The sequence below is a fragment of the Micrococcaceae bacterium Sec5.7 genome (genome assembly GCA_039636785.1).
Lineage (GTDB): Bacteria > Actinomycetota > Actinomycetes > Actinomycetales > Micrococcaceae > Arthrobacter.
Genome location: CP144169.1, coordinates 3,299,065 through 3,325,103, shown reverse-complemented (window position 1 = coordinate 3,325,103; position 26,039 = coordinate 3,299,065). Strand labels below are relative to the sequence as shown.

Annotated in this window: 26 protein-coding genes; 22 read left to right on the top strand and 4 right to left on the bottom strand. The window is 64.8% G+C overall.

Annotated features, from left to right (window positions below):
- Positions 1 to 207: 207 nt before the first annotated feature.
- From V3C33_15830 to V3C33_15820, 3 genes are all read left to right on the top strand, one after another.
- Entirely contained in the window at positions 208 to 3,387 is a 3,180-nt protein-coding gene (locus V3C33_15830; GenBank protein XAS66927.1) for an efflux RND transporter permease subunit, read from the top strand.
- A 92-nt stretch (positions 3,388 to 3,479) separates the two neighbouring features.
- The gene (locus tag V3C33_15825) at positions 3,480 to 3,842 is read left to right on the top strand and encodes a hypothetical protein (GenBank protein XAS66926.1); all 363 of its coding nucleotides are present in this window, start codon (positions 3,480 to 3,482) and stop codon (positions 3,840 to 3,842) included.
- A 1-nt stretch (position 3,843) separates the two neighbouring features.
- The gene (locus V3C33_15820) at positions 3,844 to 6,981 is read left to right on the top strand and encodes an efflux RND transporter permease subunit (protein XAS66925.1); all 3,138 of its coding nucleotides are present in this window, start codon (positions 3,844 to 3,846) and stop codon (positions 6,979 to 6,981) included.
- A 35-nt stretch (positions 6,982 to 7,016) separates the two neighbouring features.
- On the opposite strand, the gene V3C33_15815 is transcribed toward V3C33_15820, so the two are convergent.
- The gene (locus tag V3C33_15815) at positions 7,017 to 7,223 is read right to left on the bottom strand and encodes a hypothetical protein (GenBank protein ID XAS66924.1); all 207 of its coding nucleotides are present in this window, start codon (positions 7,221 to 7,223) and stop codon (positions 7,017 to 7,019) included.
- 325 nt (positions 7,224 to 7,548) lie between these two features.
- Here V3C33_15815 and V3C33_15810 point away from each other — a divergent pair, with 325 nt between their 5' ends.
- The 4 genes from V3C33_15810 to V3C33_15795 all read left to right on the top strand — a co-directional run bounded on the left by V3C33_15810 (position 7,549) and on the right by V3C33_15795 (position 10,284).
- On the top strand, positions 7,549 to 7,959 hold the full coding sequence (locus V3C33_15810) for a substrate-binding domain-containing protein (protein ID XAS66923.1): 411 nt from the start codon (positions 7,549 to 7,551) through the stop codon (positions 7,957 to 7,959).
- Positions 7,960 to 7,973: 14 nt separating this feature from the next.
- A complete protein-coding gene (locus V3C33_15805; protein ID XAS69760.1) occupies positions 7,974 to 8,267 on the top strand; it encodes a substrate-binding domain-containing protein in 294 nt (97 codons plus the stop codon).
- 96 nt (positions 8,268 to 8,363) lie between these two features.
- A complete protein-coding gene (locus V3C33_15800) occupies positions 8,364 to 9,236 on the top strand; it encodes an NAD(P)-dependent oxidoreductase (protein ID XAS66922.1) in 873 nt (290 codons plus the stop codon).
- A 16-nt stretch (positions 9,237 to 9,252) separates the two neighbouring features.
- Positions 9,253 to 10,284: an aldo/keto reductase gene (locus tag V3C33_15795; protein ID XAS66921.1), complete on the top strand. Its 1,032-nt coding sequence runs from the start codon at positions 9,253 to 9,255 to the stop codon at positions 10,282 to 10,284.
- Positions 10,285 to 10,409: 125 nt separating this feature from the next.
- Here V3C33_15795 and V3C33_15790 read toward each other — a convergent pair whose 3' ends face one another.
- Positions 10,410 to 11,177 carry an FCD domain-containing protein gene (locus V3C33_15790; protein ID XAS66920.1) on the bottom strand — a complete coding sequence of 256 codons (768 nt, stop codon included), beginning with the start codon at positions 11,175 to 11,177 and terminating at the stop codon, positions 10,410 to 10,412.
- A gap of 138 nt (positions 11,178 to 11,315) precedes the next feature.
- Here V3C33_15790 and V3C33_15785 point away from each other — a divergent pair, with 138 nt between their 5' ends.
- The 7 genes from V3C33_15785 to manD all read left to right on the top strand — a co-directional run bounded on the left by V3C33_15785 (position 11,316) and on the right by manD (position 18,647).
- Complete coding sequence (locus V3C33_15785; protein ID XAS66919.1) at positions 11,316 to 12,611, top strand: sugar ABC transporter substrate-binding protein; 1,296 nt, start codon at positions 11,316 to 11,318, stop codon at positions 12,609 to 12,611.
- 83 nt (positions 12,612 to 12,694) lie between these two features.
- Complete coding sequence (locus V3C33_15780; protein XAS66918.1) at positions 12,695 to 13,648, top strand: sugar ABC transporter permease; 954 nt, start codon at positions 12,695 to 12,697, stop codon at positions 13,646 to 13,648.
- A complete protein-coding gene (locus tag V3C33_15775) occupies positions 13,645 to 14,547 on the top strand; it encodes a carbohydrate ABC transporter permease (GenBank protein XAS66917.1) in 903 nt (300 codons plus the stop codon). The genes V3C33_15780 and V3C33_15775 overlap by 4 nt, the downstream gene beginning before the upstream one ends.
- Before the next feature lie 6 nt (positions 14,548 to 14,553).
- A complete protein-coding gene (gene dgoD / locus V3C33_15770) occupies positions 14,554 to 15,702 on the top strand; it encodes a galactonate dehydratase (protein ID XAS66916.1) in 1,149 nt (382 codons plus the stop codon).
- A gap of 5 nt (positions 15,703 to 15,707) precedes the next feature.
- Complete coding sequence (locus V3C33_15765) at positions 15,708 to 16,370, top strand: bifunctional 4-hydroxy-2-oxoglutarate aldolase/2-dehydro-3-deoxy-phosphogluconate aldolase (protein ID XAS66915.1); 663 nt, start codon at positions 15,708 to 15,710, stop codon at positions 16,368 to 16,370.
- On the top strand, positions 16,367 to 17,350 hold the full coding sequence (locus tag V3C33_15760) for a sugar kinase (protein ID XAS66914.1): 984 nt from the start codon (positions 16,367 to 16,369) through the stop codon (positions 17,348 to 17,350). Before V3C33_15765 ends, V3C33_15760 begins: the two co-directional genes overlap by 4 nt.
- Positions 17,351 to 17,417: 67 nt before the next feature.
- Positions 17,418 to 18,647, top strand: coding sequence for a D-mannonate dehydratase ManD (gene manD / locus V3C33_15755; GenBank protein XAS66913.1), 1,230 nt, complete (start codon positions 17,418 to 17,420; stop codon positions 18,645 to 18,647).
- 21 nt (positions 18,648 to 18,668) lie between these two features.
- On the opposite strand, the gene V3C33_15750 is transcribed toward manD, so the two are convergent.
- Positions 18,669 to 19,163, bottom strand: a complete 495-nt coding sequence (locus V3C33_15750) for a hypothetical protein (protein ID XAS66912.1) — start codon at positions 19,161 to 19,163, stop codon at positions 18,669 to 18,671.
- A gap of 318 nt (positions 19,164 to 19,481) precedes the next feature.
- Here V3C33_15750 and ectA point away from each other — a divergent pair, with 318 nt between their 5' ends.
- The 6 genes from ectA (at position 19,482) to V3C33_15720 (ending at position 23,577) form a co-directional block, all read left to right on the top strand.
- The gene (gene ectA, locus V3C33_15745; GenBank protein ID XAS66911.1) at positions 19,482 to 19,991 is read left to right on the top strand and encodes a diaminobutyrate acetyltransferase; all 510 of its coding nucleotides are present in this window, start codon (positions 19,482 to 19,484) and stop codon (positions 19,989 to 19,991) included.
- A 32-nt stretch (positions 19,992 to 20,023) separates the two neighbouring features.
- A complete protein-coding gene (gene ectB, locus V3C33_15740; GenBank protein XAS66910.1) occupies positions 20,024 to 21,295 on the top strand; it encodes a diaminobutyrate--2-oxoglutarate transaminase in 1,272 nt (423 codons plus the stop codon).
- Between the two features lie 47 nt (positions 21,296 to 21,342).
- Entirely contained in the window at positions 21,343 to 21,750 is a 408-nt protein-coding gene (locus V3C33_15735) for an ectoine synthase (GenBank protein XAS66909.1), read from the top strand.
- A gap of 120 nt (positions 21,751 to 21,870) precedes the next feature.
- Entirely contained in the window at positions 21,871 to 22,419 is a 549-nt protein-coding gene (locus V3C33_15730) for a hypothetical protein (protein ID XAS66908.1), read from the top strand.
- Positions 22,420 to 22,556: 137 nt separating this feature from the next.
- Positions 22,557 to 23,261, top strand: coding sequence for a phosphatase PAP2 family protein (locus V3C33_15725; GenBank protein XAS69759.1), 705 nt, complete (start codon positions 22,557 to 22,559; stop codon positions 23,259 to 23,261).
- A gap of 4 nt (positions 23,262 to 23,265) precedes the next feature.
- Positions 23,266 to 23,577 carry an MmcQ/YjbR family DNA-binding protein gene (locus V3C33_15720; protein ID XAS66907.1) on the top strand — a complete coding sequence of 104 codons (312 nt, stop codon included), beginning with the start codon at positions 23,266 to 23,268 and terminating at the stop codon, positions 23,575 to 23,577.
- A 34-nt stretch (positions 23,578 to 23,611) separates the two neighbouring features.
- On the opposite strand, the gene V3C33_15715 is transcribed toward V3C33_15720, so the two are convergent.
- Positions 23,612 to 24,046: a hypothetical protein gene (locus tag V3C33_15715; protein XAS66906.1), complete on the bottom strand. Its 435-nt coding sequence runs from the start codon at positions 24,044 to 24,046 to the stop codon at positions 23,612 to 23,614.
- A gap of 137 nt (positions 24,047 to 24,183) precedes the next feature.
- Here V3C33_15715 and V3C33_15710 point away from each other — a divergent pair, with 137 nt between their 5' ends.
- Positions 24,184 to 24,426, top strand: coding sequence for a hypothetical protein (locus V3C33_15710; GenBank protein ID XAS66905.1), 243 nt, complete (start codon positions 24,184 to 24,186; stop codon positions 24,424 to 24,426).
- A gap of 3 nt (positions 24,427 to 24,429) precedes the next feature.
- Entirely contained in the window at positions 24,430 to 26,001 is a 1,572-nt protein-coding gene (locus V3C33_15705; GenBank protein XAS66904.1) for a family 1 glycosylhydrolase, read from the top strand.
- The last annotated feature ends 38 nt before the right edge of the window (positions 26,002 to 26,039 follow it).

Genomic DNA, 26,039 nt, shown 5'->3' with positions numbered 1-26,039 from the left:
TCCAAGGTCCGGCTGTAAGCATGAGTCAGCGACTCCTGGCTTGGACACCGATCCGCCTCGGTCGCCATTTTGAGCGGCGTCCGCCGCGGAATCGGCGGACGCGCAGGGGTGAGGGAGGCGACCCGGCATTCGTTCGCAGCGACGCCGATGCGGACGTTCCTGAATAAGGCGCAGCTGTAATCGGCAAGGGCATCGCCGCCGGAGCCGATGGCGACAGGGGCTGAGGATATGACCGGTTGGCTTGTCCGCTGGAGTCTTAAATTCCGTTTAATCGTTTTGGCCGCTGCGGCCGGCATTTTGGGGATCGGGCTAACGAGCCTGCCGTCGATGCCAGTGGATAATCTTCCCGAATTTGCTCCGCCACATGTGGAAATTCAAACAGAAGCACTGGGGCTGTCCGCCGTGGAAGTCGAACAACTCATCACCTCGCCCATGGAGGCTAACCTGCTCAACGGGGTTGCATGGCTGGATGAGATACGTTCCACGTCGGTTCCGGGCCTGTCATCGATTGAGATGGTGTTTGAACCCGGCACGGATATCTTCCGGGCACGGCAGCTTGTGGCGGAGCGTCTGACGCAGGCATCCGCCCTGCCGAATGTCTCGGCTCCTCCGGTGCTGATGCAGCCGCTGTCCTCGACGAGCCGCGTCATGATGGTCCAGCTCACTTCGGACAAGGTCTCGCCAATGGACATGTCCGTGTTGGCCCGCTGGAACATCAAACCGGCGCTCATGGGGGTTCCAGGGGTAGCCAACGTCTCCATCTTCGGTCAGCGCGAACAGCAGCTGCAGGTCCAAGTGGATCCGGCAAATCTCCGTGCAAAGAACGTGACGCTCAACCAGGTGATTGAGACGGCCGGCAATGCAGTGTGGGTATCGCCGCTCAGCTTCCTGAAAGCCTCTACGCCGGGCACCGGTGGATTCCTGGAGTCGGCGAATCAGCGGATCGGTATCCAGCACGTCCTTCCGATCCGGACTCCCGCAGACCTCGGCAAAGTCAGCATCGAGGGCGCGGCAGATACGTCGCTTGTTCTGGCCGATGTCGCGACTCTGATCGAGGACCACCAGCCCCTGATCGGCGATGCCGTCACGGGGAAGACGCCCGGCCTGTTGCTGGTGATCGAAAAGTTCCCGGACACGAGCGTTATGGAAGTCACCCGGCACATTGAAGAGACCATTCAGGATCTTCAGCCGGGTCTTACGGGTATCACCGTGGACACAACAGTTTTCCGCCCGTCGTCCTTCGTTGACGCCGCGGTCAGCCATCTCGGCGTGGCGCTGCTGGTGAGCCTGCTGGTGGTGACCGCCGCGATCGGACTGGCCTTCAGGTCCTGGCGCTATGCCCTTCTGGGGTTTGTTGCTACCTCCGTGGCCTCCATGGCTGCAGCACTGGTGCTGCAGGTCCAGGGTGCGGTGCTCAATACAATGGCTTTTGCCGGCCTGATCCTGGCCCTGTTGGTTGTCATCGGGGATGTTATTACGGATCTCCACAGCTTCCGAATGGAAGCTGCGAATGACAAGGCGGCGCGGGAAGGCGTGCTCGCTCACGGGCTGCAGCGTTCGCGTGTTCCCGTCCTCTTCGCCGCCCTGGCCGCGTTGCTGGCGCTGGCGCCGGCACTGTTCGTTCCCGGGGTCGAGGGGGCGTTCCTGAAGCCCCTGGTTCTGGCCTATCTGCTGGCCACGGCGGTTGCGATGCTCGTCGCCCTGACGGTCACGCCCGCCTTGGCTAGCCTGCTGTTGCGCGGCCACCAGAGGCAGAAGCGAAGCCTGCCGTTTGTCCGCAAGGTGAAGCTCGGATATCGCCGGTCCACGCGGTCCTTCACCGACGGCCTTGCTCCCGTCGTCGCGATAACGGCGGCGGTGATGGCCATCGCCGTCATTGCGATCGTTCCCGGGATCACAAGGGAGCTGCCGATTGTCGCTTCCGTCCCTGGCCGCACCATCCTCGTTCAGTGGGAAGCGGCCGCAGGCACAGGCGCCGATGTCATGAACAGGGTGATGTCCAACGCCAGTGAAGAGCTGAGGTCAGTTCGAGGCGTCTCCGCAGTGGGTGGCCATGTAGGAAGGGCCATCACGTCGGACAATTCATCGAATGTTAGTTCAGGTGAGCTCTGGGTGACCATGGATGAAGGTGCGAATTTCACCAGGGTCCGGTCCGACGTCAGAGGGATTGTGGACGGCTATCCAGGCCTGTCCGCCGAGGTCACCACGTACCCGGAGCAGCAGGTTTCCGCAGCCAGCCAGGCCGACGAACGCCAGTTCAAGGTGCGCGTTTACGGGGATGACTTGGAGATTCTCCGCCAGAAGGCCGACGAAATCCGCCAGATCCTGGCAGGCACGGACGGCATCGTGGACCCGCGCGTGGATGTCACGGTTGATCAGCCCGTTGCCGAGATCGAGGTGGACCTGGCGGCCGCTAAAAAGGAAGGCATCAAGCCCGGCGACGTCAGACGGGCGGCGGCCACCGTCCTCCAAGGCATTGAAGTCGGCTACCTGTTCGAGAACCAGAAAGTGTTCCAGGTCATCGTTAAGGGTACGCAGCCCACGCGCAACAGCCTGACCAGCGTCACTGACATGGTGGTCAACAAGCCTGCAGGCGGGCATGTTCGGCTGGGCGACGTTGCAAAGGTCACCCTCCGCCCGAACCAGACGGTTATCCACCACGACGACACGTCAAGGCGGGTGGACGTAGTAGCCGATATTCAAGGCCGGAACCTTGGCGACGTTACCGAGGAGGTCCAGGCCGCCATCAGAGGACTGCAATTCCCGGTGGAATACCACGCCGAGATTCCGCCGCAATACGGTGAACAGCAGGCCGCCGGCGCACTCACCTGGTGGCTGGCGGCGGCAGCGGCGGTCGGCATCCTGATTTTGCTGCTGACGGTCCTTGGCAGCTGGCGGCTCGCAGCGCTGGTCTTCGTGCTGCTGCCGGTCGCCTTGTCCGGCGGTGTCATCGCGGCTGACCTGGCGGGTGGCTTCGGCTCGGTGTATATGCTGGTGGCGCTGGCCGCCGTTCTTGCCTTTGCAATCCGGGATGTGGTCATGCTGATGGGCACCTACCAGTCCTTGCAAACCCAGGCGCCGTCGGCGCCGCCGGCGCTTCACATGAAGCGGGCGGCGTTCGAACGACTCCAGCCGACAATATTGACGGCAGTCATTACTGGCCTGGCGCTTTTGCCGCTGGTACTGCTGGGCGGGCCCGTTGGTGCGGGAATCCTGCTTCCGCTGGCACTGATCGTTTGGGGTGGCCTCATCACCTCGGCCCTCCTCAGCCTCTATATCCTGCCGATCCTGTTCCTTCGCTTTGGTCCGGCCGCCAACACGGACTGGGGGAGCTCATTGGTGATAAACAACGGACCGGTTCTGCAAGAGAGGTCGGAATTGTCATGAAAAGCAATGGTGGCGTTAGGGGCTTGGTCTGGGGTCTATATCTCGTCCTGGCCTGGCCAATGGTGTCGGTGGGACTTGCAGGATGCGCCGAAGTGAAGTCTGGGGCCTCAACGAAGGGGGTGGCCGCGGCCACCAAGGTGCAGGCAGGCCCGGACCGGAGCCGGCTGACGCTGACGGACAAGGCCGTGGAGCGGCTCGGCATGGTGACGGCGAAGGTTACGAAGGGCTCGGGCAGCGACCTTCAGATCCCCTACGGGGCATTGATCTATGATGCCTCCGGCGGGACCTGGGTCTACACCAATCCCGAACCTCGCGTGTACATCCGGGCAGCCGTCACGGTGGACCGGATTACGGGCGACGTGGCCCGGCTCCGGTCCGGCCCGGCAGCCGGAACTGACGTTGTCACCGTAGGCGCCGCGGAACTGTTCGGCGCCGAATTCAACACGGCGCACTGACATGCGCCGCATTGTCGGGTTCAGCCTGAAATTCCGGGCCCTGGTGGTGGCCATCGCCGTAGGAATGATGGCGTTCGGGGGCGTCCAGCTCAGCACAGCCTCCGTGGACGTCTTTCCCGAATTTGCGCCGCCCAAGGTCGAAATCCAGACGATCTGCATTGGCCTGACCGCTTCGGAAGTGGAGCAGTTGGTGACCGTTCCGCTCGAAGATGCCCTGAACGGCGTCGAACGCTTGGAGGACCTGCGGTCCAAGTCAGTGCCCCAGCTGTCATCGATCGTGCTCATTTTTGAGCCGGGCACGGACCTGATCAGGGCTCGCCAGCTCGTCTCTGAACGGATAGCGACTGTCACACCCACGCTGCCCACCTGGGCTGCACCGCCGGTGATGCTGCAGCCGCTCTCGTCCACCAGCCGGGTCATGAAAATCGGCCTGACATCGGATGAACGCTCGCTGATTGAGATGTCCATGATCAGCTACTGGAAGATCCGCGCGCACCTGCTGAGGGTGCCGGGCGTGGCGAATGTGGCCATCTGGGGTCAGCGAAAGGAAATGCTCCAGGTGCAGGTCATCCCGGACAAGATGCAGGCCAAGGGCGTCACGCTGAACCAGGTTATGGAAGTCACCGCCGATGCGCTGGACGCAGGTCTGCTCAAATACTCGCCGGGTGCGGTCGTAGGCACCGGCGGCTTCATCGGGACACCGAACCAGCGGCTCGGGGTCCGGCACGTGCTGCCCATCACGACGGCCAAAGACCTCGCCGAGATCACCATCGAGGAGCGGAACGGCACGCCGCTGCGCCTGGGCGATGTTGCCAGCGTGGTGGAAGACCACCAGCCCCTCATCGGCGACGCCGTGATCAATCAGGGCGAGGGTCTGATGCTCATCGTAGAAAAGCTCCCCTGGGGCAACACACTGGAGGTCACCAGGGGCGTGGAGGAGGCGCTGCAGCAGATGCAGCCGGGACTCAGCGGAATCACGGTCGATACCGAGATTTTCCGGCCGGCCAGCTTCATTGAGGAGTCCCTGGACAACCTCAGCCGCGCCCTCCTTCTCGGCTGCATCCTTGTGGTCCTGGTGCTGGGAGCTTTCCTCTTCCAATGGCGGACAGCCCTCATCAGCCTGATCGCCATCCCGTTGTCGCTCGTGACTGCGGCGTCTGTCCTCTATCTCACCGGCAGCTCGGTCAACACCATGGTCCTGGCCGGACTCGTGATAGCCGTCGGCGTCGTGGTCGATGACGCCATCATCGACGTCGAAAACATCATCCGCAGGTTGAGGCAGCACCGGGCCGGGGGCGGAACCCGGTCCACGTCCTCCGTGGTGCTGGAGGCCTCGCTGGAGGTCCGCGGACCGATCATCTACGCCACTTTGATCATCATCGCCGCCGCGGTACCGATCTTCTTCCTCCAAGGACTCACGGGTGCCTTCTTCAGACCGCTGGCCGTTTCCTACACACTGGCGGTGCTGGCATCCATGCTCGTGGCCCTGACGGTTACGCCGGCGCTGGCGCTGATCTTCATGCGCAACGTGCCGCTCAAGGAACAGGAGCCGCCCCTTGTGCGGGTGCTCAAACGCGGCTACCGCTGGATCCTGGGCAAAATCGTCCGGCGTCCGCGAGCGGGATACCTGGTCTTCGGCGCCATGGCGGCGGTCGGTGCCCTCACAGCGCCTTTGCTCGGGCAGTCCCTTTTGCCTGACTTCAAGGAACGGGATTTCCTGATGCACTGGGTGACACAGCCCGGCACATCCGTGGAGGAGGAATACCGGGTCAGCCAGAAGGCCTGCGCAGAACTCCTGACCATCAAGGGGGTGCGCAACTGCGGCTCCCACATCGGCCAGGCCTTCGCGGCCGATGAGGTGGTGGGCGTCAACTTTGGGGAAAACTGGATCAGCATCGACCCCGCCGCGGACTATAACGCAACGCTCGCCAGCGTCAAGGAAGTGGTGGAAGGCTACCCCGGCATCCACCGCGATGTTCAGACCTACTTGAAGGAGAGGATCCGCGAGGTTCTCACCGGCGCCAGCAACGCCGTCGTAGTACGCCTCTACGGGGACGACCTGACGCTCCTCCGCAAGAAAGCCGCGGAAATCCAAGGGATATTCGACAGAACCGAGGGCGCCGTGGACGTGCACACGGCGCTGCAGGTGGACGTGCCGCAGATCAACGTCGAGGTAGACCTGACCACCGCCCAGAAATACGGGCTGAAACCTGGTGACGTCCGGCGGGCGGCGGCAACGCTGGTAGCCAGTGAAGAAGTGGGTGACCTCTACCGTGGCGGAAAGACCTACGACGTCCGCGTATGGAGCCCCGTGAGTATCCGCTCCGACATCACCAGCATCCGGAACCTGCCGATCGATACCCCCAGCGGGCAAAAAATCCGCCTCGCCGACGTTGCGGACATCACGATGAAGCCCACGCCGAACGTGATCGAGCGTGATAAACACTCCCGGCGCATCGACATCGAGGCCAACGTGAAGGACGGGGCACTGGGCACTGTGGTCGCCGCGATGGAACAGGGCCTCGCCCAGGTGGAACTTCCACCGGGCTTCCATACGGAAATCAAGGGCGAGTTCGAGGAGCGGCAAGAGGCCACCCGGGTGCTCCTGACCCTGGCCCTGGCGGCCCTGGCTGTGATCTACCTTCTCCTGCAGGTCGCGTTCGGAAGCTGGCGGCTGGCCACACTGGTCATACTCACTCTGCCAATCGCCCTTGTGGGCGGTGTGTTCGCCGCCTTCCTCGGCGGAGGCGTGCTGTCGCTGGGCTCCATTGTGGGCTTCCTGACCGTCATGGGCATCGCCGCAAGGAACGGCATCCTGCTCATCAACCACTGCCAGCACCTGGAGAAATACGAGGGCATGAAGTTCGGCCGTGAGCTGGTGCTGCGCGGCGCCGGGGAACGGCTCTCGCCGATCCTGATGACCACACTGGCCACCGGGCTTGCGCTCGTTCCGCTGGTGGTCCTGGGAAACATTCCGGGCCACGAGATCGAGCATCCCATGGCGCTGGTGATCCTGGGCGGGCTGGTGACCTCGACGCTGCTCAATCTGTTCGTGGTTCCGTCGCTGTACCTGAGGTTCGGCAAGCCCAAGGGGCACCGGCATCAGGAACCGACGGAGCCCGCACTGGCCAACGCCTAGCCAAGGGCCGGCCAGGCCAGCGCCCTGGTGCCGGTCTACTGGGACGGCTGAGGGATATCGCAGGCTACCTTCGGGTTGAGTCCCGTGTAGTTCAACGGGCCGGCGACTATTGTCACGGCCACCGTGCCGGCTTGGGCACAGGAGTCCGGAACGCCGCCGAAGTAACCCCGCTGTGCTGCAGCAACGGCTCCGATGATCAGCCAGATGATCAAGAGTGTTCCGATGATAGATCCCACCCGCATGGTGTCCTCCGTTGTCCGTTACGGCTCCCGTGTGTCCAATTATCCGCCCCTGACCGTCAGCCCGACAGGACGCATTTTGGGAACTCCCTCGGCGTCAACGATCCCCGGCGATTGGAATTTTAATGCTGGCACCAGCGGGCTCTGTGAGCACACAATGAAGCACGCAATTCTGACGGTGACACCACAAGCCAGCCATTTGGTATCCAAAGCAAACTAACTCGTGCATGATGAACGGGACCTAATTCGTCCAGGGGATCCGGGCGATTCATGCGCGCCACACCGACGCCGGGTCGGGTGGGGGACGTCCGCCAGGCGGGCGCAGCGGATGCTCGATGAAGGGCGCAGCGGCATGATCGTGGTGACCTCCGCCTTTGGGGCCGCCAGATGGACGCCTTGCACCGGCGCCGCATTCCCGTTGTGGCGATCGATCCCCTCAACCCGCCGCCGGGGGGACGTCGTCAGCGTCGGGGCCAGCAACTGGGCCGGCGGCAAGGCTGCCACCGCCCACCTCCTTGAGCTGGGGCATCGCCGGATTGCCTACCTGGGCGGGCCGGAAACGGCTGAATGCAGCCAGGCGCGGCTGCACGGCTATATGGCGGCGCTGATGGCGCAAGGGGTGACGGTCGAGGAAGCAGTACATCATTCCTGGCATCTTCCGGCCAGAGCACGGAGTTCGCGGCATGAAGGCGCTGCTCAAGCTGGAGAGCCGGCCTACCGCAATCTTCGCGGCGAGTGACAGCATGGCGCTGGGTGTCCTCGCCGAGGCACGGCGGCAGGGCCTCCGCATACCGGAGGACGAGCCTGGTGGGCTTCGACGGAACCTATCAGGCCGAGGAATCGGTACCTCCGCTGACCTCGGTGTCGCAGCCGCTGCAGGAGATGGGGCGTGCCGCCCTGCGTTTTGTCTTGCGGCAGGCGCGTGGCGATGTTCTGGACTCGCGCCGGGTGGAGCTGGCCACCCGGCTGGTCATCCGGGAATCCACTGCCCCGCCCAGGGAAATCAATGCCCCGCCCCGGGACGCCGCAGGGGAGGCCCGTTCCTAGGACTGACAGGGCCTGCCAGAAAGGCTGCGGGCGCGGTCCGGCGCCCCTAGTCTGGAATGAAGCGGCCACATGCCCAACAAATCCTGAGGAGTCCCGATGAGAATTGCAGTTACCGGCGGAAGCGGAAAGCTGGGCCGGAGCGTGCTGCGCCGGCTTACTGGGGACGGCCACGAGGTGCTGAACCTGGACCGTGCAGGGGAGCGGAGCGCCGCCCTGGCCGTGGTTGACCTGCGCGACTACGGGCAGGTGCTGGATGTGATTCTCGGCCTGGATGACCGGCACAGCGGGTTCGACGCGATCGTGCACCTCGGCGCCATTCCCGCCCCCGGCATCATCCCCGACGCCGCCACGTTCGAGAACAACATGCTGTCCACCTACAACATCTTCCAGTCCGCCCGCAGGGCAGGGATCAGGAAAATTGTGTACGCGTCCAGTGAGACGGTGCTGGGACTGCCGTTCGACGTCGACCCTCCCTACATCCCGGTGGATGAGGAATACCCGGCCCGGCCGGAAAGCACGTACTCGCTGGTGAAGCACCTGGAAGAACAGATGGCCATCCAGCTGACGCGATGGGACCCGGAGCTGAGCATCGTCGGGCTGAGGTTCTCCAATGTCATGGATCCGGGAGACTATGAGAAATTCCCGTCCTTCGATGCTGACGCGATGCTCCGGAAGTGGAACCTCTGGGGCTACATCGACGGCCGCGACGGCGCGCAGGCAGTGGTGCGTGCACTGGAGAACGGCAAGCCCGGGTTCGAGGCCTTCATCATCGCCGCGGCGGACACGGTGATGGGCCGGTCCAGTGCAGGCCTCGCCGCAGAGGTCTTCCCGGACGTCCGCGTGACCAAGGAGCTCGGCGAGCATGAAACCATGCTCTCCATCGACAAGGCGCGGCGCCTCCTGGGGTTCTCGCCGGAGCATAGCTGGCGGGATTACCATTCCAACCGCACCACGCCCACCGAAGACTGAAGGACTGAGGAGACGTATGCAATACCGCACACTGGGAAACAGCGGGGCCGTGGTGTCCAACTACGCACTGGGCACCATGACTTTCGGGGCCGAGGCCACCGAAGAGGCGTCGCACGCCATCCTGGATGACTACTTCGCCGCCGGCGGCAACTTCATCGACACCGCCGATGTCTACAGCTCAGGGGCATCCGAGGAAATCATCGGCCGGTGGCTGGCCAAACGGCCGGAAGTTAAGGACCGGGCTGTCCTCGCCACCAAAGGCCGCTTCCCGATGGGCCAGGCTCCCAACGACGTCGGGACCTCGCGCCGGCACCTGACCCGCGCCCTGGATGACTCGCTGCGCCGCCTGGGCGTGGAGCAGGTTGACCTTTATCAGATGCACGCGTGGGACCCCGTCACTCCGCTCGAGGAAACGCTCCGGTTCCTGCATAATGCCGTGAGCAGCGGGAAGATCGCCTACTACGGTTTCTCCAACTTCCTGGGCTGGCAGCTGACCAAAGCCGTCCACGTCGCCAAAGCCCACGGCTGGAGCGCGCCCGTGACCCTCCAGCCGCAGTACAGCCTGCTGGTTCGGGAGATCGAATCGGAAATCGTCCCGGCATCGCTGGATGCCAAGATAGGCCTGCTGCCGTGGTCACCGCTGGGCGGGGGGTGGCTCTCGGGCAAGTACAAGCGCGACCAGCCGCCCGTAGGAGCAACCCGTCTGGGCGAAAATCCCAAGCGCGGCATGGAGGCGTGGAAGGCGCGGAACGCCGATCCCCGTACCTGGGAGGTCGTCGAGGAAGTGGAGGAAATCGCCGGGCGCCATGGCGTGAGCCCTTCGCAGGTGGCGCTGGCCTGGCTGGCGGACCGTCCGGCCGTGACGTCCGTGATACTGGGAGCACGGACCACGGAGCAGCTTGCGGACAACCTGGCGGCGGCGAATCTGAAGCTGACGCAGGAGGAAATCCAGGAACTGACGGAGGCCAGCCAGCCGCGCGTCGGCGTTTACCCCTATGGGCCAATGGCGCAGGAACAGCGCGGCCGAAAGCTCGAGGGCGGCCGCTAGGCGATTCCGAACCACCGAAAAGGGGGGTGCGACGGCGGCAGTAGACAGCCGCGCGTCGGCCTCCCTGCTATTGCTGTCCGTCACCGCGGAGAGGGCGCTACTGCGCCTGCGTCCCGGAATGTCCGCTACCGGACGGGCCCTGGGGCTGGTCCCGGACGCTTTGCCTCGCCAGCCTGGTGTTCTGACCAAATGTCAGCCATTTCCTCAGTGGACTGTTCGACGATCCTGCTCATGGCGGCATGGGCATCGGCCGCTTCGCCCCGCTGGATGGCGCTGGCAACGTCAACATGCAGCTGCAGGGCTTCGTGGTGGGGAAGGTGCGGCATCAGGCCATGCTCGGTGCGCCCGGTCAGGACTTCCCTGACCAGATTGTGGAGCTGGGAAAACATCGGGTTACCCGAGGCCTTGAGGATCGAGGCGTGAAATTCGATGTCCAACCGCAGGAACTCATCGTGGTCTCCGCGCTGGCCGGCGGCCCACAGCCGCGCCGCCTGCGAGACAAGCTCGCTTCCCGCATCGAGAGTGACACGGCTGGCAGCGAGCCTGGCCGCCTGCGGCTCCACGGCGCCCCGCAATTCGTTCAGTGCCCGCAGCTGTTCGAGCCTGCCGGAGGAGGCCAGGCGCCACCGGATCACTTGGGGATCAAAGAGATTCCAGTGGTCCTCGGCCTGCACCACCGTGCCGAGCCGCCTCCGGGACTCGAGCATCCCCATGGAGCAGAGCACACGGGTGGCTTCCCTGACCACTGAACGGGACACCTTGTGCTTCGACTCCAGCTCGTCGAGCCGCAGGATGGTGTGTGCCGCGAGCGTGCCGTCTGTGATTGCAAGGCCAAGGCTCTGCACGAGCGCCGAGTGCAGGTCCGCAGAGGGCTCCGCCTTTGGAGGTTTCATAAATAAATCATACCGATAACCTCCAAGGGGTTGATTAAGTCTGCTTTATTTACCTAAGCTCTCTTCCAGAGCAGATGTAAAGATGCATTTGCGGACGGCTGGACGTTTTCGCCAGCCCTAAGACCCAAAGGAGTCGTAATGAAGCGGCGTTCAATTGTGAAGTATGCGGCCGTTGCCGCGGCCCTGTCGCTGGGGCTGACTGCCTGCGGTGGCGGCAGCGGCAGCAGCGACGCCAAGGCAGCAGGAACCGTCCGGGTCACCCTCGCCAACCACGTGTGGACCGAGGGAATCAAGGCGGCCATCCCGGAATTCGAGAAGTCCACTGGACTCAAGGTCGAACTCACCCAGCTCGGCGAAGACCAGCTCTCGGACCAGTACAACGTCAAGCTCAACGCAGGCAGCGACGAGATCGACGTCATGATGTACCGCCCGCTCCAGGAGGGTAAGGCATTCGCCAAGAACGGCTACCTCGCGGACCTGACGAACAAGGTCTCCCAAGACGCCACCTGGGATTGGAAGGACTACCAGGAGGGCCCGGTCAAGGCCACCAGCGCAGACGGCAAGGTCGTCGGCGTCCCGATCATCACCGAGCGCGAAGTGCTGTACTACCGCAAGGACCTGCTGAAGGCCGCCGGCCTTGAGGTTCCCAAGACCATGGAGGAGCTCGAAGCGGCGGCCAAGAGCATCGCGGCCGCCTCCCCGGACACCGCGGGCTTCGTGGCACGTACCGGCAAATCCGCCGCCGTGACCCAGTTCTCCAGCTTCCTGTACAGCTTCGGCGGTGACTTCACCGACGCCAGCGGCAAGTCCGCCGTCGGCAGCGACGCCGCCAAGAAGGCCTACGCCTACTACGGCGGCCTGATCAAGAACTACGGCCCCAAGAACGTCAGCACGGACATGAGCTGGCCCGAGGCCATGGCAATCTTCACCCAGGGCAAGGCCGCCTTCTACACCGAGGCGGACTCGCTCTACAAGAACGCGACGGACCCGGCCAAGTCGAAGGTCGCGGACACCGTTGGCTTCGCCGCGCTTCCCGCCGGACCGGCTGGCTCCAAGCCGTACAACATCCCGTCGTGGGGCCTGGCCGTCAACCAGGCCTCGAGCAACCAGGACAACGCCTGGAAGTTCATCCAGTGGGCCACCAGCAAGGAACGCACCCTGGCTGCACAGGAGGCCGGCGTCCCCGGCCCCCGCGCCTCGGTCTGGGCTGACCCCGCCGGTACCTCCACTTACCCCAAGGATCTGGCCGAGGCTATCGCAGCCAGCGCCAAGGCCGGTGTGGGCCATGACCGTCCCGAGGTTGTCACGGTAGGCAAGGCCCGAGAAATCGTGGGTGGACCGATCGTTTCCACCATCACCGGAGCTGACGCTTCGGCCGCCGCCGACACGGCGAATGATGCCTTCCAGAAGTTCCTGGACAGCGAAAAGAAATAACGGCAAACCGCAGCGCGACGCCGGCCTGCCGCCGTCGCGCTGCGGCCACCGCATCACTTCACCCCCGACTCCTTAGGTGAACCATGTCTGTACTGACCACTCCCCGCAGCGCGCCTCCCCGAAGCGCCAACCGTGCGCCCGCTGCGCGTGAGAACTTCTCCTCCTGGGCCAACCGGCACCGCAAGTGGCTCTTCGCGGCACCCGCCATGATCTTCGTGGGCGTCCTGATCGTCTTCCCCCTGGCCTGGACGCTGTACCTAAGCCTCACGGATTCGCAGGGATCCGTCCGCGCGGCATCCGAGTTCGTCGGCCTGCAGAACTACCTCACGGTCCTCTCCGATGCCGAACGCTTCTGGCCCGCCGTCGGACGCACGCTGTCCTTTACCGGCGTCGCCCTCATGTGTGAAGTGGTTCTGGGCATGGGGATCGCGCTCCTGCTGTGGCGCCCTTTCCGCGGCGAAAAATGGGTCCGCGTGGCCATCCTGATGCCGCTCGTCGCCACCCCGGTGGCTGTCGGCATGATGTGGCGGCTGATCTTCGACCCCAACATCGGCTTCGTCAACCAGCTGCTCGCCCTGGTGGGCATCCCCGCCCAGCCGTGGCTCTCCGGCCAGGACACCGCGCTGGGCACCACCATCTTCATGGACGTGTGGCAGTGGACCCCCATGGTGGTGCTGATCCTGCTCGCCGGACTGACCTCCCTGTCCGAGGAGCCCGACGAGGCGGCGAGGATGGACGGCGCCAACGCCGTCCAGCGCTTCTTCTTCATCACCCTGCCCCTCATGATGCCCACCGTGATCGTCGCCATCCTCCTCCGCGGCATCGACGCCCTCAAGACCTTCGACATCCTCTACGCCACCAAGGGCAAGGGCGGCGGCTCCTTCCACGAGGTGGAGACGCTCAACGTCTACGCCTACGGGCTGAGCTTCGACTACAACCAGTACGGGCTGTCCTCCGCGGTGCTGATCCTGTTCTTCATGATCATCATCGGCTCCATGTGGCTGCTGACCATGCGCAAGAAAGCGGTAAGCAAATGACCGTCCTGACCCAACCCAAGAAAACCGCTGCCTCCGCCCGCGAACTCCCGCCGGCCCCGCGCCGTCGGAATCTCCGCCGGAAGCCCCTGGGCACCCGCGCCTACAAGGTCTTCCGCGTCGTCGCCCTGGTGGCGGTGGTGCTGTTCCTCGTCGCCCCGCTGTTCTGGATGCTTCTGGCTTCCCTCAAAACAAACGTTGACATCTACGACACCGGCAAGTCGTTCCTCTTTACGCCCACGGGCGAGAACTACGCCAACGTACTCCAGCGGAACAACTACTTCGTCTTTATCTTCAACAGCTTCTGGGTAGCGTTCGTCTCCACCGCCCTCTCGCTGGTCCTCGGAGTCCCGGCCGCCTACGCCATGAGCCGATTCACGATGCACCGCTCGGCCCTTGTGGTCCTGATGGCCCGCGTCATCCCCGGGGTATCGCTGCTTGTGCCCTGGTACTACGTGTTCTCCAACCTGAAAATGGTGGGCGGCTTCGAGGTGCTGATCCTCAGCCACATGTTTGTCGCGCTTCCACTGATCGTCTACATCATGATGAGTTACTTCGATTCCATGCCGCTGGAGCTTGAGGAATCGGCCCAGGTTGATGGGCTGACCCCCATCGGCGCGTTCCGCCGCATCACCCTTCCTCTCTCTGCCGGGGGCATGGCGACAGCAGGGATCCTGTCCTTCATCTTCTCGTGGAACAACTTCATGTTCGCCCTGGTCCTCTCCGGATCCAAGACCAAGACCCTGCCGGTGGCGATCTTCGACTTCGTCTCCTACGCCAGCATCGACTGGGGCGGGCTGATGGCCGCCGCCACGGTGGTCACCATCCCGATCATGATCATTGCGCTCTTCACCCAGAAATACATCGTGTCCGGCATGACCGCCGGCGCGACCAAAGGCTAGGCAGCAATGACACTCATCAGCAGGATTGAAACCTTCCTCGTCGCTCCGCGCTGGCTGTTCGTCCGCATCGAGACCGACAGCGGGATCGTCGGCTGGGGCGAGGCCAGCTGCGAGGGTCGCAGCGAAACGGTCCGGACCGCCGTCGGCCAGCTCTCGGAGCTGCTCATCGGCAACGACGCGCTCCGGATCGAGGACCACTGGCAGGTCATGACCAAGGGCTCCTTCTACCGCGGCGGCCCCATCCTGGCCAGCGCCGTCTCCGGCCTGGACCAGGCGCTGTGGGACATCGCGGGCAAGCACTTCAACACCCCCGTCCACCAGCTCCTGGGCGGCCACGTCCGCGACCGGATCAGGATGTACGGCTGGGTGGGCGGGGATGAGCCCAACGAGGTGGCCGACGCCATCAGCGCGCAGCTGGAGGCGGGGCTGACCGCCGTCAAGATGAACGCCAGCGGCCGGATGAGCCCGATCGCCACTGTTGCGGAGCTCGACGGCGTCGTCAGCCGGGTGGCCGCCGCCCGCGAGGTCCTCGGCGACCACCGCGACGTCGCCGTCGATTTCCACGGCCGCTTCAGCCTGGCCAACGCCCGGCGGGTGGCGCCGCTCCTGGAGCCGTACCGGCCCTTCTTCCTCGAAGAGCCCATGGTCCCGGAAAACACCCACCTGCTGCGGGAGTTCACGTCCAGCACCACGACGCCGGTCTCCACCGGTGAGCGGCTATACAGCCGGCAGGAATTCCTGCCCGCACTGCAGGCCGGCATCGCCGTGGCCCAGCCGGACCTCTCCCACGCCGGCGGCATCACCGAGGTCCGCAAGATCGCCTCGCTGGCCGAAATCTACGAGGTCCAGCTGGCGCCGCACTGCCCGCTGGGCCCGCTGGCGCTCGCCGCCTGCCTCCAGGTCGGCTTCGCCACGCCCAACTTCCTGATCCAGGAACAGAGCATCGGGATCCACTACAACCAGGGCGCCGAAGTCCTGGACTATGTGGTGGACAAGTCCCCGCTGAAGTTCGTGGATGGGTACATCGAACGCCTGACGGGCCCGGGCCTGGGGATCGAAATCGACGAGGCCGTGGTCCGCGCCGCGGACAAGCGCGGGCACGCCTGGCGCGGCCCCGTGTGGCGGCACCCCGACGGCTCCTACGCAGAATGGTGAACAACATGACACCTGACCAGTTCCTGCACGGGCTCAAGGAGTCCGGGCTCGTTGCGATCGTCCGCGGCACCGACGGGGCCGCCGCGGCTCGCGCCGCGCTCGCCGTCATGGCGGAGGGTTTCCGCTACGTGGAAGTCGCGCTGACGACGCCGGACGCGCTCGCGGCCATACGCCAGATCCGGGACGCCGCCCCGGCGGGCTGCCTGGTCGGCGCCGGAACGGTGCTGACCGCACAGGACGTGCACGACGTCGTCGCTGCCGGCGGGCAGTTCATCGTCACCCCGGCGCTGGCAGAGTCCATCGAAACCGGAGCAGGCCTCGGGCTGCCCGTGCTCGCCGGAGCACTGACTCCCACCGAGGCGCACCAGGCGATGACCCGCGGCGCGACAGCCGTGAAGCTGTTTCCCGCGTCGGTCGGCGGTCCCTCGTACCTCAAGGCCCTGCGCGACCCGTTCCCGCAGATCCCCTTCATCGCCGTCGGCGGCGTGGGCCTGTCCGAAGCCCCGGCGTTCTGGGCGGCCGGGGCCGTCGCCGTCGGGCCGGGCGGCCCGCTGATCGGGGACGCGGCCTCGGGCGGGGACCTCGCCGCGCTCCGGGACCGCGCGCGGGCCTTCGTGGCCCTCGCAGCCGAAAACGGTCGCCGGATGGCAGCGGAGAGCTTGCGGTGACGGCCGCCGTCGACCTCCTGACCTTCGGCGAATCCATGGTGTCGCTGCGGTCCGCCGGCCCGCTCTCCGTCGGCGGGAGCCTCAGCATGCACGTGGCCGGGGCGGAATCGAACGTGGCCGTCGGCGTCGCGCGGCTGGGCCACAGCGTCACCTGGGCCGGGGTGGTGGGCGCGGATCCGCACGGCCAGTTCATCCTCCGGCAATTGCGCTCCGAGGGCATCCGGCTGCACCACCGGGAGGACGCCGGGCGCAGCACCGGGGTGATGTTCCTCGAACAGCGCACGGCGGACGTCAGCCGGGCCTTCTACTACCGTGCGGGATCCGCGGGCTCCACCCTCAGCCGGGAGGACGTGGACCGGGCCCTGAGGGGCGGCGCCCGGGTCCTGCACCTGACCGGTATCACCGCCGCCCTCAGCCCGGAATCGCGGCGGGCCGTGGAGTACGCGGCCGCGCGTGCGGCCGGCGAGGGAATGGTGGTCTCCCTCGACGTCAACTACCGTGCCAAACTCTGGTCCAGGGAAGAAGCCCGCGCAGTGCTTATGCCGTTGGCGCGGCATGCCCGCATTCTGATCGCGTCCGACGACGAGCTGGATCTTGTGGCTCATGATCCGGACCAGCCCGGCTACACCGGACAATCCGAGCCCTCTGAGGTGAGCATGGCCAACTGGCTCCTTGAACAGGGCACCGAAGAAGTGGTGGTTAAGCGCGGCGCAGCCGGAGCCGGCGTTCACACGCGGTCCGGCCGGTGGGATGTGCCGGCAGTGCCGGTGACCAGCGTTGACACCGTGGGCGCCGGGGATGCCTTCACCGCTGGCTACCTGTCCGCAATGCTGGAAGGTGAGCCGGTAGCAGAGCGCTTGATGCGCGGAGCCGTGACAGGGGCGTTTGCCGTCAGCACGGCCGGTGACTGGGAAGGCCTACCTCACCCGAATGAGTTGGCGTTGCTGGGAAACCACGCCGCCGGAACCACTCAGCGCTAGCCTGCCGGCACGAGAATCACCGTCCATCCCTCATTACTTTGACCCCAATGGAAAGTCTGGAACAGCTGTGAAAATCATTGCCGCGGAAGTCTTCGTGACGAGTCCCTCCCGGAATTTCGTGACCTTGAGGATCACTACCGATGATGGCGTGACGGGCATCGGTGATGCGACGCTGAACGGCCGTGAGCTCGCTGTTGCCGCGTACCTGAAGGAGCATGTGGCGCAGCTGCTGGTCGGCAAGGATCCGCACCGGATCGAGGACACCTGGCAGTTCCTGTACCGCAGTTCGTACTGGCGCCGGGGCCCGGTCACGATGGCCGCGATCGCCGCTGTGGACATGGCGTTGTGGGATATCAAGGGCAAGGTGGCCGGGATGCCGGTCTACCAGCTGCTCGGCGGCGCGTCCCGGAACGGGCTGCGCGCCTACGGCCACGCGTCCGGCTCCGACACGGAGTCCCTGTTTGATTCCGTCCGTGAGCACCTGGAGCTCGGCTACAAGTCGGTGCGGATCCAGACCGCGGTCCCCGGCATCAAGGCCGTCTACGGTGTGGCCGCGCAGGCCCAGGCCTCCGGTGAGCGCTACGACTACGAGCCCGCCGGCCGCGGTGCGTTCCCGGTCGAGGAGGACTGGGACACCCGCGCGTACCTGCGCCACCTGCCGGGCGTGTTCGAGGCCGTCCGGAACGAGTTCGGGCCGGAGCTGCCGCTGCTCCACGACGGCCACCACCGGATGACGCCCATCCAGGCCGCGAAGCTGGGCAAGGCGCTGGAGCCGTATGACCTGTTCTGGCTCGAGGACTGCACCCCGGCCGAAAACCAGGAGGCCCTGCGCCTGGTCCGCCAGCACACCACCACCCCGCTGGCCATCGGCGAAATCTTCAACACCGTGTACGACTTCCAGAGCCTGATCAAGGAACAGCTGATCGACTACGTCCGGGCCGCGTCCACGCACTTCGGCGGGATCTCGCCGCTGAAGAAGGTCATGGACTTCGCGGCGCAGTACCAGATCAAGTCCGGTTTCCACGGCCCCACGGACATCTCCCCGGTGGGCTTCGCCGCGCAGCTGCACGTGGGCCTGGCCATCCACAACTACGGCATCCAGGAATACATGCCGCACTCCCCGGCCACCAACACCGTCTTCGAGCAGTCCATGACCTTCACCGACGGCTACCTGCACCCGGGCGAGGCGCCCGGCATCGGCGTCGAATTCAACGAGGAAGCAGCCGGCACCTACCCCTACCAGCAGGCCTACCTGCCCTACAACCGCCTGGTAGACGGAACGGTGCATGACTGGTGACCAACACTGAAGACAGTACCGTCAGCAGACCCAGTGCCCCGGACGTGACAGCCACGACGGAAGCCGCGTGCCGCCGTCGCCCTTTGCCGCATTCAGCCGCGGCTGGGTGAGAAACAGGCTCGTGGAAAGGTCCGCCCCGCGGAGGTTGTTGCCCGCCGTCGGACGTTCAGAACGGACCAGCTCGCTGGTCCGCAAGAGCAGCGCATTCACGCCGCCGCGATGGGCGCCGAGATCCAGGTCCTGGAGCGCCTCCGGGTTCAGCAGCGTGAGCCGCAGCGTTTCGTCGTGCGAGCGCCGCAGCTCAACATGGAGCGGTGCGGCACTATCCAAAGCCAGGGCGTCGGACAGGTACCAGAGGAGTTCGTGGAGCTGGCGCATGATGCCGAACGCGCTGAACATCTGACCGGCGGTTTCCGGCGCCTCACGCGAGCTCCGGAAGCGCCACGCAGCACAGCGCGAAGCAGTTGCCGCAGTCAGCCTGCAGATGCGTTCGGACCGGCTCGGCGGAAGGCCCATGGTGTAATTCAAGGCTGTTCAAGGATTGCGCTTTCATCCCGGGAGCCGCCCTTCGGGCCACGAGTCGTCGGCAGCCGGACGGGGCGACAGTGGTTCAGATCGGGCGTTGTACGATCTCCGTCATATTCGAAATGTCACAGAACGGTAACGAAAAATCCCGGGCGATTTACCGCCGGCGTCATTCCGGTACACCGTAGCTGACATAAGGGCAGCGGCCGAATTGCCCTTGCCGGTTCGCGGGGTGCTCCGGGGCCGGATAGCTGTCAAATCCGGCGAAACCCGGTTGATAACGCCTCGATTGTCGCTAGGTTGGAACAGATGGTTCAACAACTCGCAGAACTCCAGACCAGCACGAGGCTCGAAGCAAAATTCCGTAAACCGACCCTGAACGACGGGCAGTCCCTGTGGCGCATGGCCAGGAATTCTAAAGTCCTGGACCTGAACTCGTCCTATTCCTACCTGCTCTGGTGCCGCGACTTCGCTGCCACGTCGATCGTGGCCACGGTCGACGGAGAACCGGCCGGTTTCATCACCGGTTACATGCGTCCCGATGAGTCCGGCACCTTGATGGTGTGGCAGGTGGCCGTGGACGAGGCTTTCCGCGGCAGGAGACTGGCCGCCGCCATGCTTGAGCGCCTGTCGCTGCAGGTGGACGCCCACCGTGTTGAAACCACTATCACCGCCGACAATGAAGCCTCAATCCGACTGTTTACGGGTTTCGCGGCACGCCGCAAGGCGGCGTTGGAACATCAGCCGCTGTTCACTCGCGACCTGTACCCGGACGGGCATGACACCGAGTTTCTCTACCGTATCGGTCCGCTGGGCTGAACAAGACCGCCCTATACGAAGGAAGTTTTCGCATGACAGACATTTTTGAAACACTTGAATCCGAAGTTCGCAGCTACTGCCGAAGCTGGCCCGCCGTTTTCGAGCGCGCCCACGGCAGCTCGCTGACCAGCGAGGACGGACGGACCTACCTGGATTTCTTCTCAGGAGCCGGTGCGCTGAACTACGGCCACAACAACCCCGCACTCCTGCAGCCGCTCCTCGAATACCTGGCGAGCGGGGCCGTGGTGCACTCGCTGGACATGAAGACTCCCGCCAAACGGAAGTTCCTGCAGACGTTCCAGGACGTCATCCTCAAGCCGCGGAACCTCGACTACAAGGTCATGTTCCCCGGACCCACCGGCACCAACTCCGTGGAAGCAGCGCTGAAACTTGCCCGCAAGGTCACCGGCCGCCAGCACATCCTCAGCTTCACCAACGCCTTCCACGGAATGACCTTGGGATCCCTCTCCGTCACCGGTAACTCCATGAAACGCATGGGCGCCGGCATCCCGCTGACCAACAGCTCCAAGATCCCCTACGACGACTACTTCGACGGCGAGACGGCCGACTTCCTGTGGCTTGAGCGCGTGCTTGAGGACAGCGGTTCCGGCGTCGACAAGCCTGCCGCCGTGATCGTGGAGACCGTCCAAGGCGAAGGCGGCCTGAACGCCGCCCGGGCCGGGTGGCTGCGCGGGCTCTCGGACCTGTGCAAGAAGCATGAAATCCTGCTGATCGTCGACGACGTGCAGGCCGGCTGCGGCCGAACCGGAACCTTCTTCAGTTTCGAAGAGGCCGGCATCACCCCGGATATCGTCTGCGTGTCCAAGTCCATTTCGGGCTACGGGCTGCCGCTGGCACTGACCCTGTTCCGTCCGGAATTCGACGTCTGGTCCCCGGGCGAGCACAACGGCACTTTCCGCGGCCACAACCCCGCATTCGTGACCGGTACCGCTGCACTGGAAACCTACTGGCGTGACGGCGCCTTCCAGAAGCAGGTGGGCGCGCGGATTGTCCAGCTGCACGAAGGACTGGGGCGCATCGCCGCATCTGTCGAAGGCGCCAAGGTCCGGGGCCGCGGGCTGCTGGCCGGCGTGATCTTCCCTGATGCGGAAACAGCGGGGAAGATCGCCGCGGAAGCCTACGAGCACGGACTGCTGGTGGAGACTTCCGGGCCTGAGAGCGAAGTCATCAAGCTGATGCCCGCGCTGACCATCAGTGCCGAGGACCTGGACCGCGGCCTCGACATCCTGATGGAGGCCACCCGCGCCGCCACGGAAGTCCGGGAACTCGTCGGAGCGCCCTGAGACACTCCGTACAGCGTCAAATAAACCGAGCAGATTGAGGATTGCTAATGTTTGTCACCAACCTGACCGATCTGAACGACACCGACCGCGACGTTAAGTCTGAGACCTGGCGCAGCCGCCGAATGATCCTGGCAGGGGAAGGTGTGGGCTTTTCGTTCCACGACACTGTCATCTACGCCGGCACAACTTCCACCTTCCACTACGCCAACCACGTGGAAGCCGTCTATTGCGTGCAGGGCGAGGGGACGCTGACCGACGAGGTCACCGGCGACGTCCACGATCTGAGGGACGGCACCATGTACCTTCTGGACGGCAATGAGAAGCACACGGTCCGGGCCAAGTCGGAATTGCGGATGGCCTGTGTGTTCAATCCGCCGGTCACTGGACGCGAGGTCCACGACGAAAACGGAGTATACCCACTCGTCGAAGTGGCGCCGGTCAGCTCACTCCGCTAAGGAAAGTGCCGAGACCTCACGTCTCGATGCGCGGCCAGAAGCGCGGTGGGAGCAGCAGAGCACCCCGGTCCTAAGACCGGGGTGCTCTGCTGCTCCATGTGGCGACGGCAGGGGAGTGAGGTGGAGTTCGTCGTCGTCCGCGCGGACCATGCCCACGACCGGGTGCCGGCTGCCACATATGTTGCACGGACTTTGCTCGCGTCCATCGGCCGGGTTGATTCGGTGGCCTACTGGACCTTCACGGATGTCTTCGAGGAAAACGGGGCCGGGGACGAGCTCGTCCACGGAGGATTAGGCATGATCAGCCTTCCGGGCGTGGTGCAACCGACGTTCCACGCGTACCGGATGCTGCATCAGCTGGGCGACGAGCTGCTCAGCCGCAGTGACGAACTGACGGTGACCCGGCATTTCGGTTCAGGGCGGATCGCCGCCATTGTTTGCCACTACCCGGATGACGTCACAGTCAGTGTGCCGGCGTCCTTCGATTCACGCGAGGTGGCAGACCGGACCCAGCAGACCGGAACTGTCCGGCCGCTGAAGCTGGCGCTGCAGAATCTGGCAGCCGCCGCCGTCGTGCGTGTGGAAATCCTGGATCCGCAGCACGGCGCTGGCGCTGATCACTACCCAATGAGGAGTTGCCGCTGCGCCAGACTCGCAATACGGGGATAATTGTCAGCGAAGGGCAGAGATTCAACGGCGCACAGGCGGGTTCCACAGTGATAGAGAAACCGGTGGCAGAAAAATCAGACGGCCAGGCAAGCTGGTGGCGGGTGGTCCGCGACAAATTTGTGGTGGAGGAACGCTCAATGAGCGCAAGTGCGCGGAAGGTCCTCTACCGCACCGCCGTTGTGCTCGCTTTGATCGGTGCGGTGCTGTTTTTCCTCGCGCTGGCCGGTGTTCTGCAGAAGAACGGGCTGACTGTCGTGGACGAACCGGCGCGCACCTGGCTGCTGGGCCTGCGCTCCGAGCCGCTCACCGCCGTGATGATTTTCCTTGCCGTGATCTTCGGGCCGGTGGCTCTGCCCATCATCGTGCTGGTGGTGACCGTGGCCTGGGGGATTGCCGCCAAACATGCGTGGCGTCCCGTCCTTTTGGCTGCGGCGATGCTGACAGGCGTTGGGCTGGCGCAGCTCATCGGGCATTCCGTGGGGCGCGGCAGGCCGCCCGAGGACCTGATGCTGTTTGGCGCGGACTCCACATTTTCCTTCCCCTCGGGCCATGTGCTGGGTGCCTCCGATTTCCTGCTGGTGACCGCCTTCCTGGTGTTCTCCCGTCTGGAACACCCGCGTGCCGCCGTTGCGGGATTCATAGGCGCCGGAATCGGAGTGGTTCTTGCTGCCCTCAGCCGTCTCTATCTCGGCTACCACTGGCTCAGCGACGCGCTCGCCTCGGTGTCACTCTCCCTGGTGGTGGTGGGCGCCGTGATCGCGCTGGACACCTGGCGGACGGCCCGGATTCCGGGCGAAGACGTGACCGGCAAGCTCTCCAAGCCTGACACTTCGGGGGCGTAGCACCTTGGCCACCGAAGAGGACGTCCGGCGGATCTGCCTGGCACTGCCCGGTGTCACCGAACGCCCCAGCTGGAACCAGCCGGCCTGGTTCGCCAAATCCCTTATGGCGCGAATCTGGGAAGACGGCGTGCTGACGGTCAAAACTGAAGAGCGTGAGGCGCTCGCCGGGACGGACCCGGCGACGTATTTCTGGACCCCGCACCACGCACGCTCGCCGCAGCTGGTGCTGGTGCGGCTGGAGCGGATCGAGCTGGATGAGCTGGCCGAGCTGCTGGAGGACTCCTGTCGGCTGGCCGGCGGCCGCAGTAGATCCTAACCCTCGGAGCAACTCGCCTGCGACATCGCGAGGTCTATTTCCCTGCTGCCGGCCCGGGGAAGCCCGTGGCGGAGGACCCCGGTCCTGCAAACCCCGGGGCGCCGCTTTCGGGTCCGGCGCCGCTGCCGAGCAGGCGGCGGGTGACGGCCTCGCCGTCGGCCATCAGTACCTCAACCGCGGATCCGAGATGACTGTCGGAAACGGGGACGCCCTCCAGGGCCGCGGCCACCACGGCCCGCCGGACCAGCTCGCGCGCCCCGGCGATCTCGGCCAGCACAATATCCGCATCCACAAAACGATGCGGCGGAATGTCCTCCACCACAACCGCGAGCCCCTCAGCCGGGACGTGCAGGTGCTCAGTGACCGCCGCGAGCAGCTGCTTTGCGGTTGACTTCGCGTGCTGCCCGGCCTGCGCCAGCTGCACAAGTTGCGCGAATTCGTCGATGAACTTCCCCAAGCTTTCATCCATGGACAGACCCTAGCGGGACACTCGCTTCCACCCTCCGGCAGGGCCCCGGCGGACACCCCGAAAAACCCTCGTCACGGACCCCTGGTTGTGCCATTCTGGGAGTTATCGGTATCACCTACCCGTGCAAGGAGGACCCGGTGTTCACTCCCAAGGGATCGTTTCCAGGCTTCAGTGTTGATGACCTGGGCGTGGCCAAAACGTTCTACGGCGAGACCCTGGGTCTGGCCGTCTCGGACAGCGAAATGGGAACACTTGAGCTCACACTGCCAGAGGGGACCAAGGTAATTGTCTATCCCAAGGGCATCATGCGCGGCAACGGTCCGGACATCGCGTGGTTCAAGGATCCGGCCGGCAACGTGCTCTCCGTTCTTAAAGCCTGAGCCATGCACGTCACCGCCAAAGATCTGGCCGCCCTGATTCCGCCGGGCTTCACTCTGGGCGTTGCCACCGCTGCTTTCCAGATCGAGGGTGCGCTCAACGAAGACGGACGGGGGCCGGCAGGTTGGGACGTTTTCGCTGCCAGACCCGGTGCCATTGTGGATGACCAGAGCCCGGCCGTGGCCTGCGACCATTACCACCGTATGCCGGAAGACGTTGCCCTGATGAAGCAGCTGGGCGTGGATTCGTACCGCTTTTCGCTCTCCTGGCCACGGATCCAGCCGAACGGCAGCGGCCCGGTGAACCCTGCCGGCCTGGACTTTTACGACAGGCTCCTGGACGAGCTGCTGGCCAACGGTATTTCCCCCATGATGACCATCTACCACTGGGACACGCCCCTGGCGCTGGACGATGCCGGCGGCTGGATGAACCGGGACACCGCCTACCGGCTCGGCGAGTTTGCGGCCATCGCCGCCGTGGCCTACGGGGACCGTGTAGCCCGCTGGGTAACCATCAACGAGCCCGCCACGGTGACCACCAACGGCTACGCCCTGGGAATCCATTCGCCGGGTGAATCGCTCCTGCTCAGTGCCTTTCCCAGCGTGCACCACCAGCTCCTCGGCCACGGGCTTGCCCTTCAGGCACTGCGGGCAGCCAACGTCCCGGGCGAAATCGGCATCTCCAATGTGTACTCACCGATGGTCCCGGATTCCGGCAACCCCCTGGACAAGCTGAGCACCGGGGTCATGGACGTGGTCCAGAACACGCTGTATGCGGATCCGGTCCTCACAGGGAAGTACCCGGACGTGATCCGGGCCGCCAAGTTCTTCAGCTCGTTCAATCACCCGGATGAGGACATGGAGCTGATCTCCCGGCCCCTGGACTTTTATGGTCTCAACTACTACATGCCAACGCGGGTGGCCGCCGGCGCAGGTGCCCGCGCGGTGCCGGCCGGAATGTCCGAGGCCATGGGGGACGATCTCGGCGATGCCGCGCCTGGCGTTCTGCTGCATATTGCGCACTGGCCGGACACGGAAACAACAGCGTACGGCTGGCCAATCAAACCGGAGTACTTGGCTGTTGCCCTGGCCGAGATGGCGGAACGCTATCCAAACCTCCCGCCGGTCATCATTACTGAGGGAGGGGCCAGCTTCGAGGACATCGTCGTCAAGGACAAATCCACCAACCACGCCTTCATCCCCGACGAACGGCGGCTGAAGTACCTGTCGGACCACATCGGAACCGCGCTGGAGGCAACAGCACCCGGCGGGGCGGCGGAGTCCATCGAGCTTCGCGGCTACTACGTCTGGTCCCTCCTGGACAACTTCGAATGGTCCGCCGGCTACAAACAGCCGTTCGGTCTCCTCCACGTGGACTTCGAAACCCTGGACCGGACGCCCAAAGCGTCCTACTTCTGGCTGCAGGAGCTGATCGAGGAGCGGAACCTGGCCGCTTCGGCGGACGCCGCCGTCGCATCAGCCGCCGAGCCGTCAACAGCGTCGGGCACGTCGTCGGAGCCCGAGGAAAATCCTCCCACGTCAGAGCCGGCAACCTCAGAGGCCGCAACTGCAGAGTAAGGATCGACGGCGTAAGGATCAACGGCGGCCCGAGCGGA

What these genes read in the sequence shown, in the direction of transcription:
- V3C33_15765 (XAS66915.1), top strand. Translation starts at nt 15,708, where the DNA reads ATGACACCTGACCAGTTCCTGCACGGGCTCAAGGAGTCCGGGCTCGTT.
- V3C33_15735 (XAS66909.1), top strand. Translation starts at nt 21,343, where the DNA reads ATGTTTGTCACCAACCTGACCGATCTGAACGACACCGACCGCGACGTT.
- V3C33_15705 (XAS66904.1), top strand. Translation starts at nt 24,430, where the DNA reads ATGCACGTCACCGCCAAAGATCTGGCCGCCCTGATTCCGCCGGGCTTC.
- ectA (XAS66911.1), top strand. Translation starts at nt 19,482, where the DNA reads ATGGTTCAACAACTCGCAGAACTCCAGACCAGCACGAGGCTCGAAGCA.
- V3C33_15815 (XAS66924.1), bottom strand. Translation starts at nt 7,223, where the DNA reads ATGCGGGTGGGATCTATCATCGGAACACTCTTGATCATCTGGCTGATC.
- V3C33_15810 (XAS66923.1), top strand. Translation starts at nt 7,549, where the DNA reads ATGCTCGATGAAGGGCGCAGCGGCATGATCGTGGTGACCTCCGCCTTT.
- V3C33_15750 (XAS66912.1), bottom strand. Translation starts at nt 19,163, where the DNA reads ATGGGCCTTCCGCCGAGCCGGTCCGAACGCATCTGCAGGCTGACTGCG.
- ectB (XAS66910.1), top strand. Translation starts at nt 20,024, where the DNA reads ATGACAGACATTTTTGAAACACTTGAATCCGAAGTTCGCAGCTACTGC.
- V3C33_15715 (XAS66906.1), bottom strand. Translation starts at nt 24,046, where the DNA reads ATGGATGAAAGCTTGGGGAAGTTCATCGACGAATTCGCGCAACTTGTG.
- V3C33_15795 (XAS66921.1), top strand. Translation starts at nt 9,253, where the DNA reads ATGCAATACCGCACACTGGGAAACAGCGGGGCCGTGGTGTCCAACTAC.
- dgoD (XAS66916.1), top strand. Translation starts at nt 14,554, where the DNA reads ATGACACTCATCAGCAGGATTGAAACCTTCCTCGTCGCTCCGCGCTGG.
- V3C33_15775 (XAS66917.1), top strand. Translation starts at nt 13,645, where the DNA reads ATGACCGTCCTGACCCAACCCAAGAAAACCGCTGCCTCCGCCCGCGAA.
- V3C33_15780 (XAS66918.1), top strand. Translation starts at nt 12,695, where the DNA reads ATGTCTGTACTGACCACTCCCCGCAGCGCGCCTCCCCGAAGCGCCAAC.
- V3C33_15800 (XAS66922.1), top strand. Translation starts at nt 8,364, where the DNA reads ATGAGAATTGCAGTTACCGGCGGAAGCGGAAAGCTGGGCCGGAGCGTG.
- V3C33_15790 (XAS66920.1), bottom strand. Translation starts at nt 11,177, where the DNA reads ATGAAACCTCCAAAGGCGGAGCCCTCTGCGGACCTGCACTCGGCGCTC.
- V3C33_15785 (XAS66919.1), top strand. Translation starts at nt 11,316, where the DNA reads ATGAAGCGGCGTTCAATTGTGAAGTATGCGGCCGTTGCCGCGGCCCTG.
- V3C33_15725 (XAS69759.1), top strand. Translation starts at nt 22,557, where the DNA reads ATGAGCGCAAGTGCGCGGAAGGTCCTCTACCGCACCGCCGTTGTGCTC.
- V3C33_15820 (XAS66925.1), top strand. Translation starts at nt 3,844, where the DNA reads ATGCGCCGCATTGTCGGGTTCAGCCTGAAATTCCGGGCCCTGGTGGTG.
- V3C33_15830 (XAS66927.1), top strand. Translation starts at nt 208, where the DNA reads ATGGCGACAGGGGCTGAGGATATGACCGGTTGGCTTGTCCGCTGGAGT.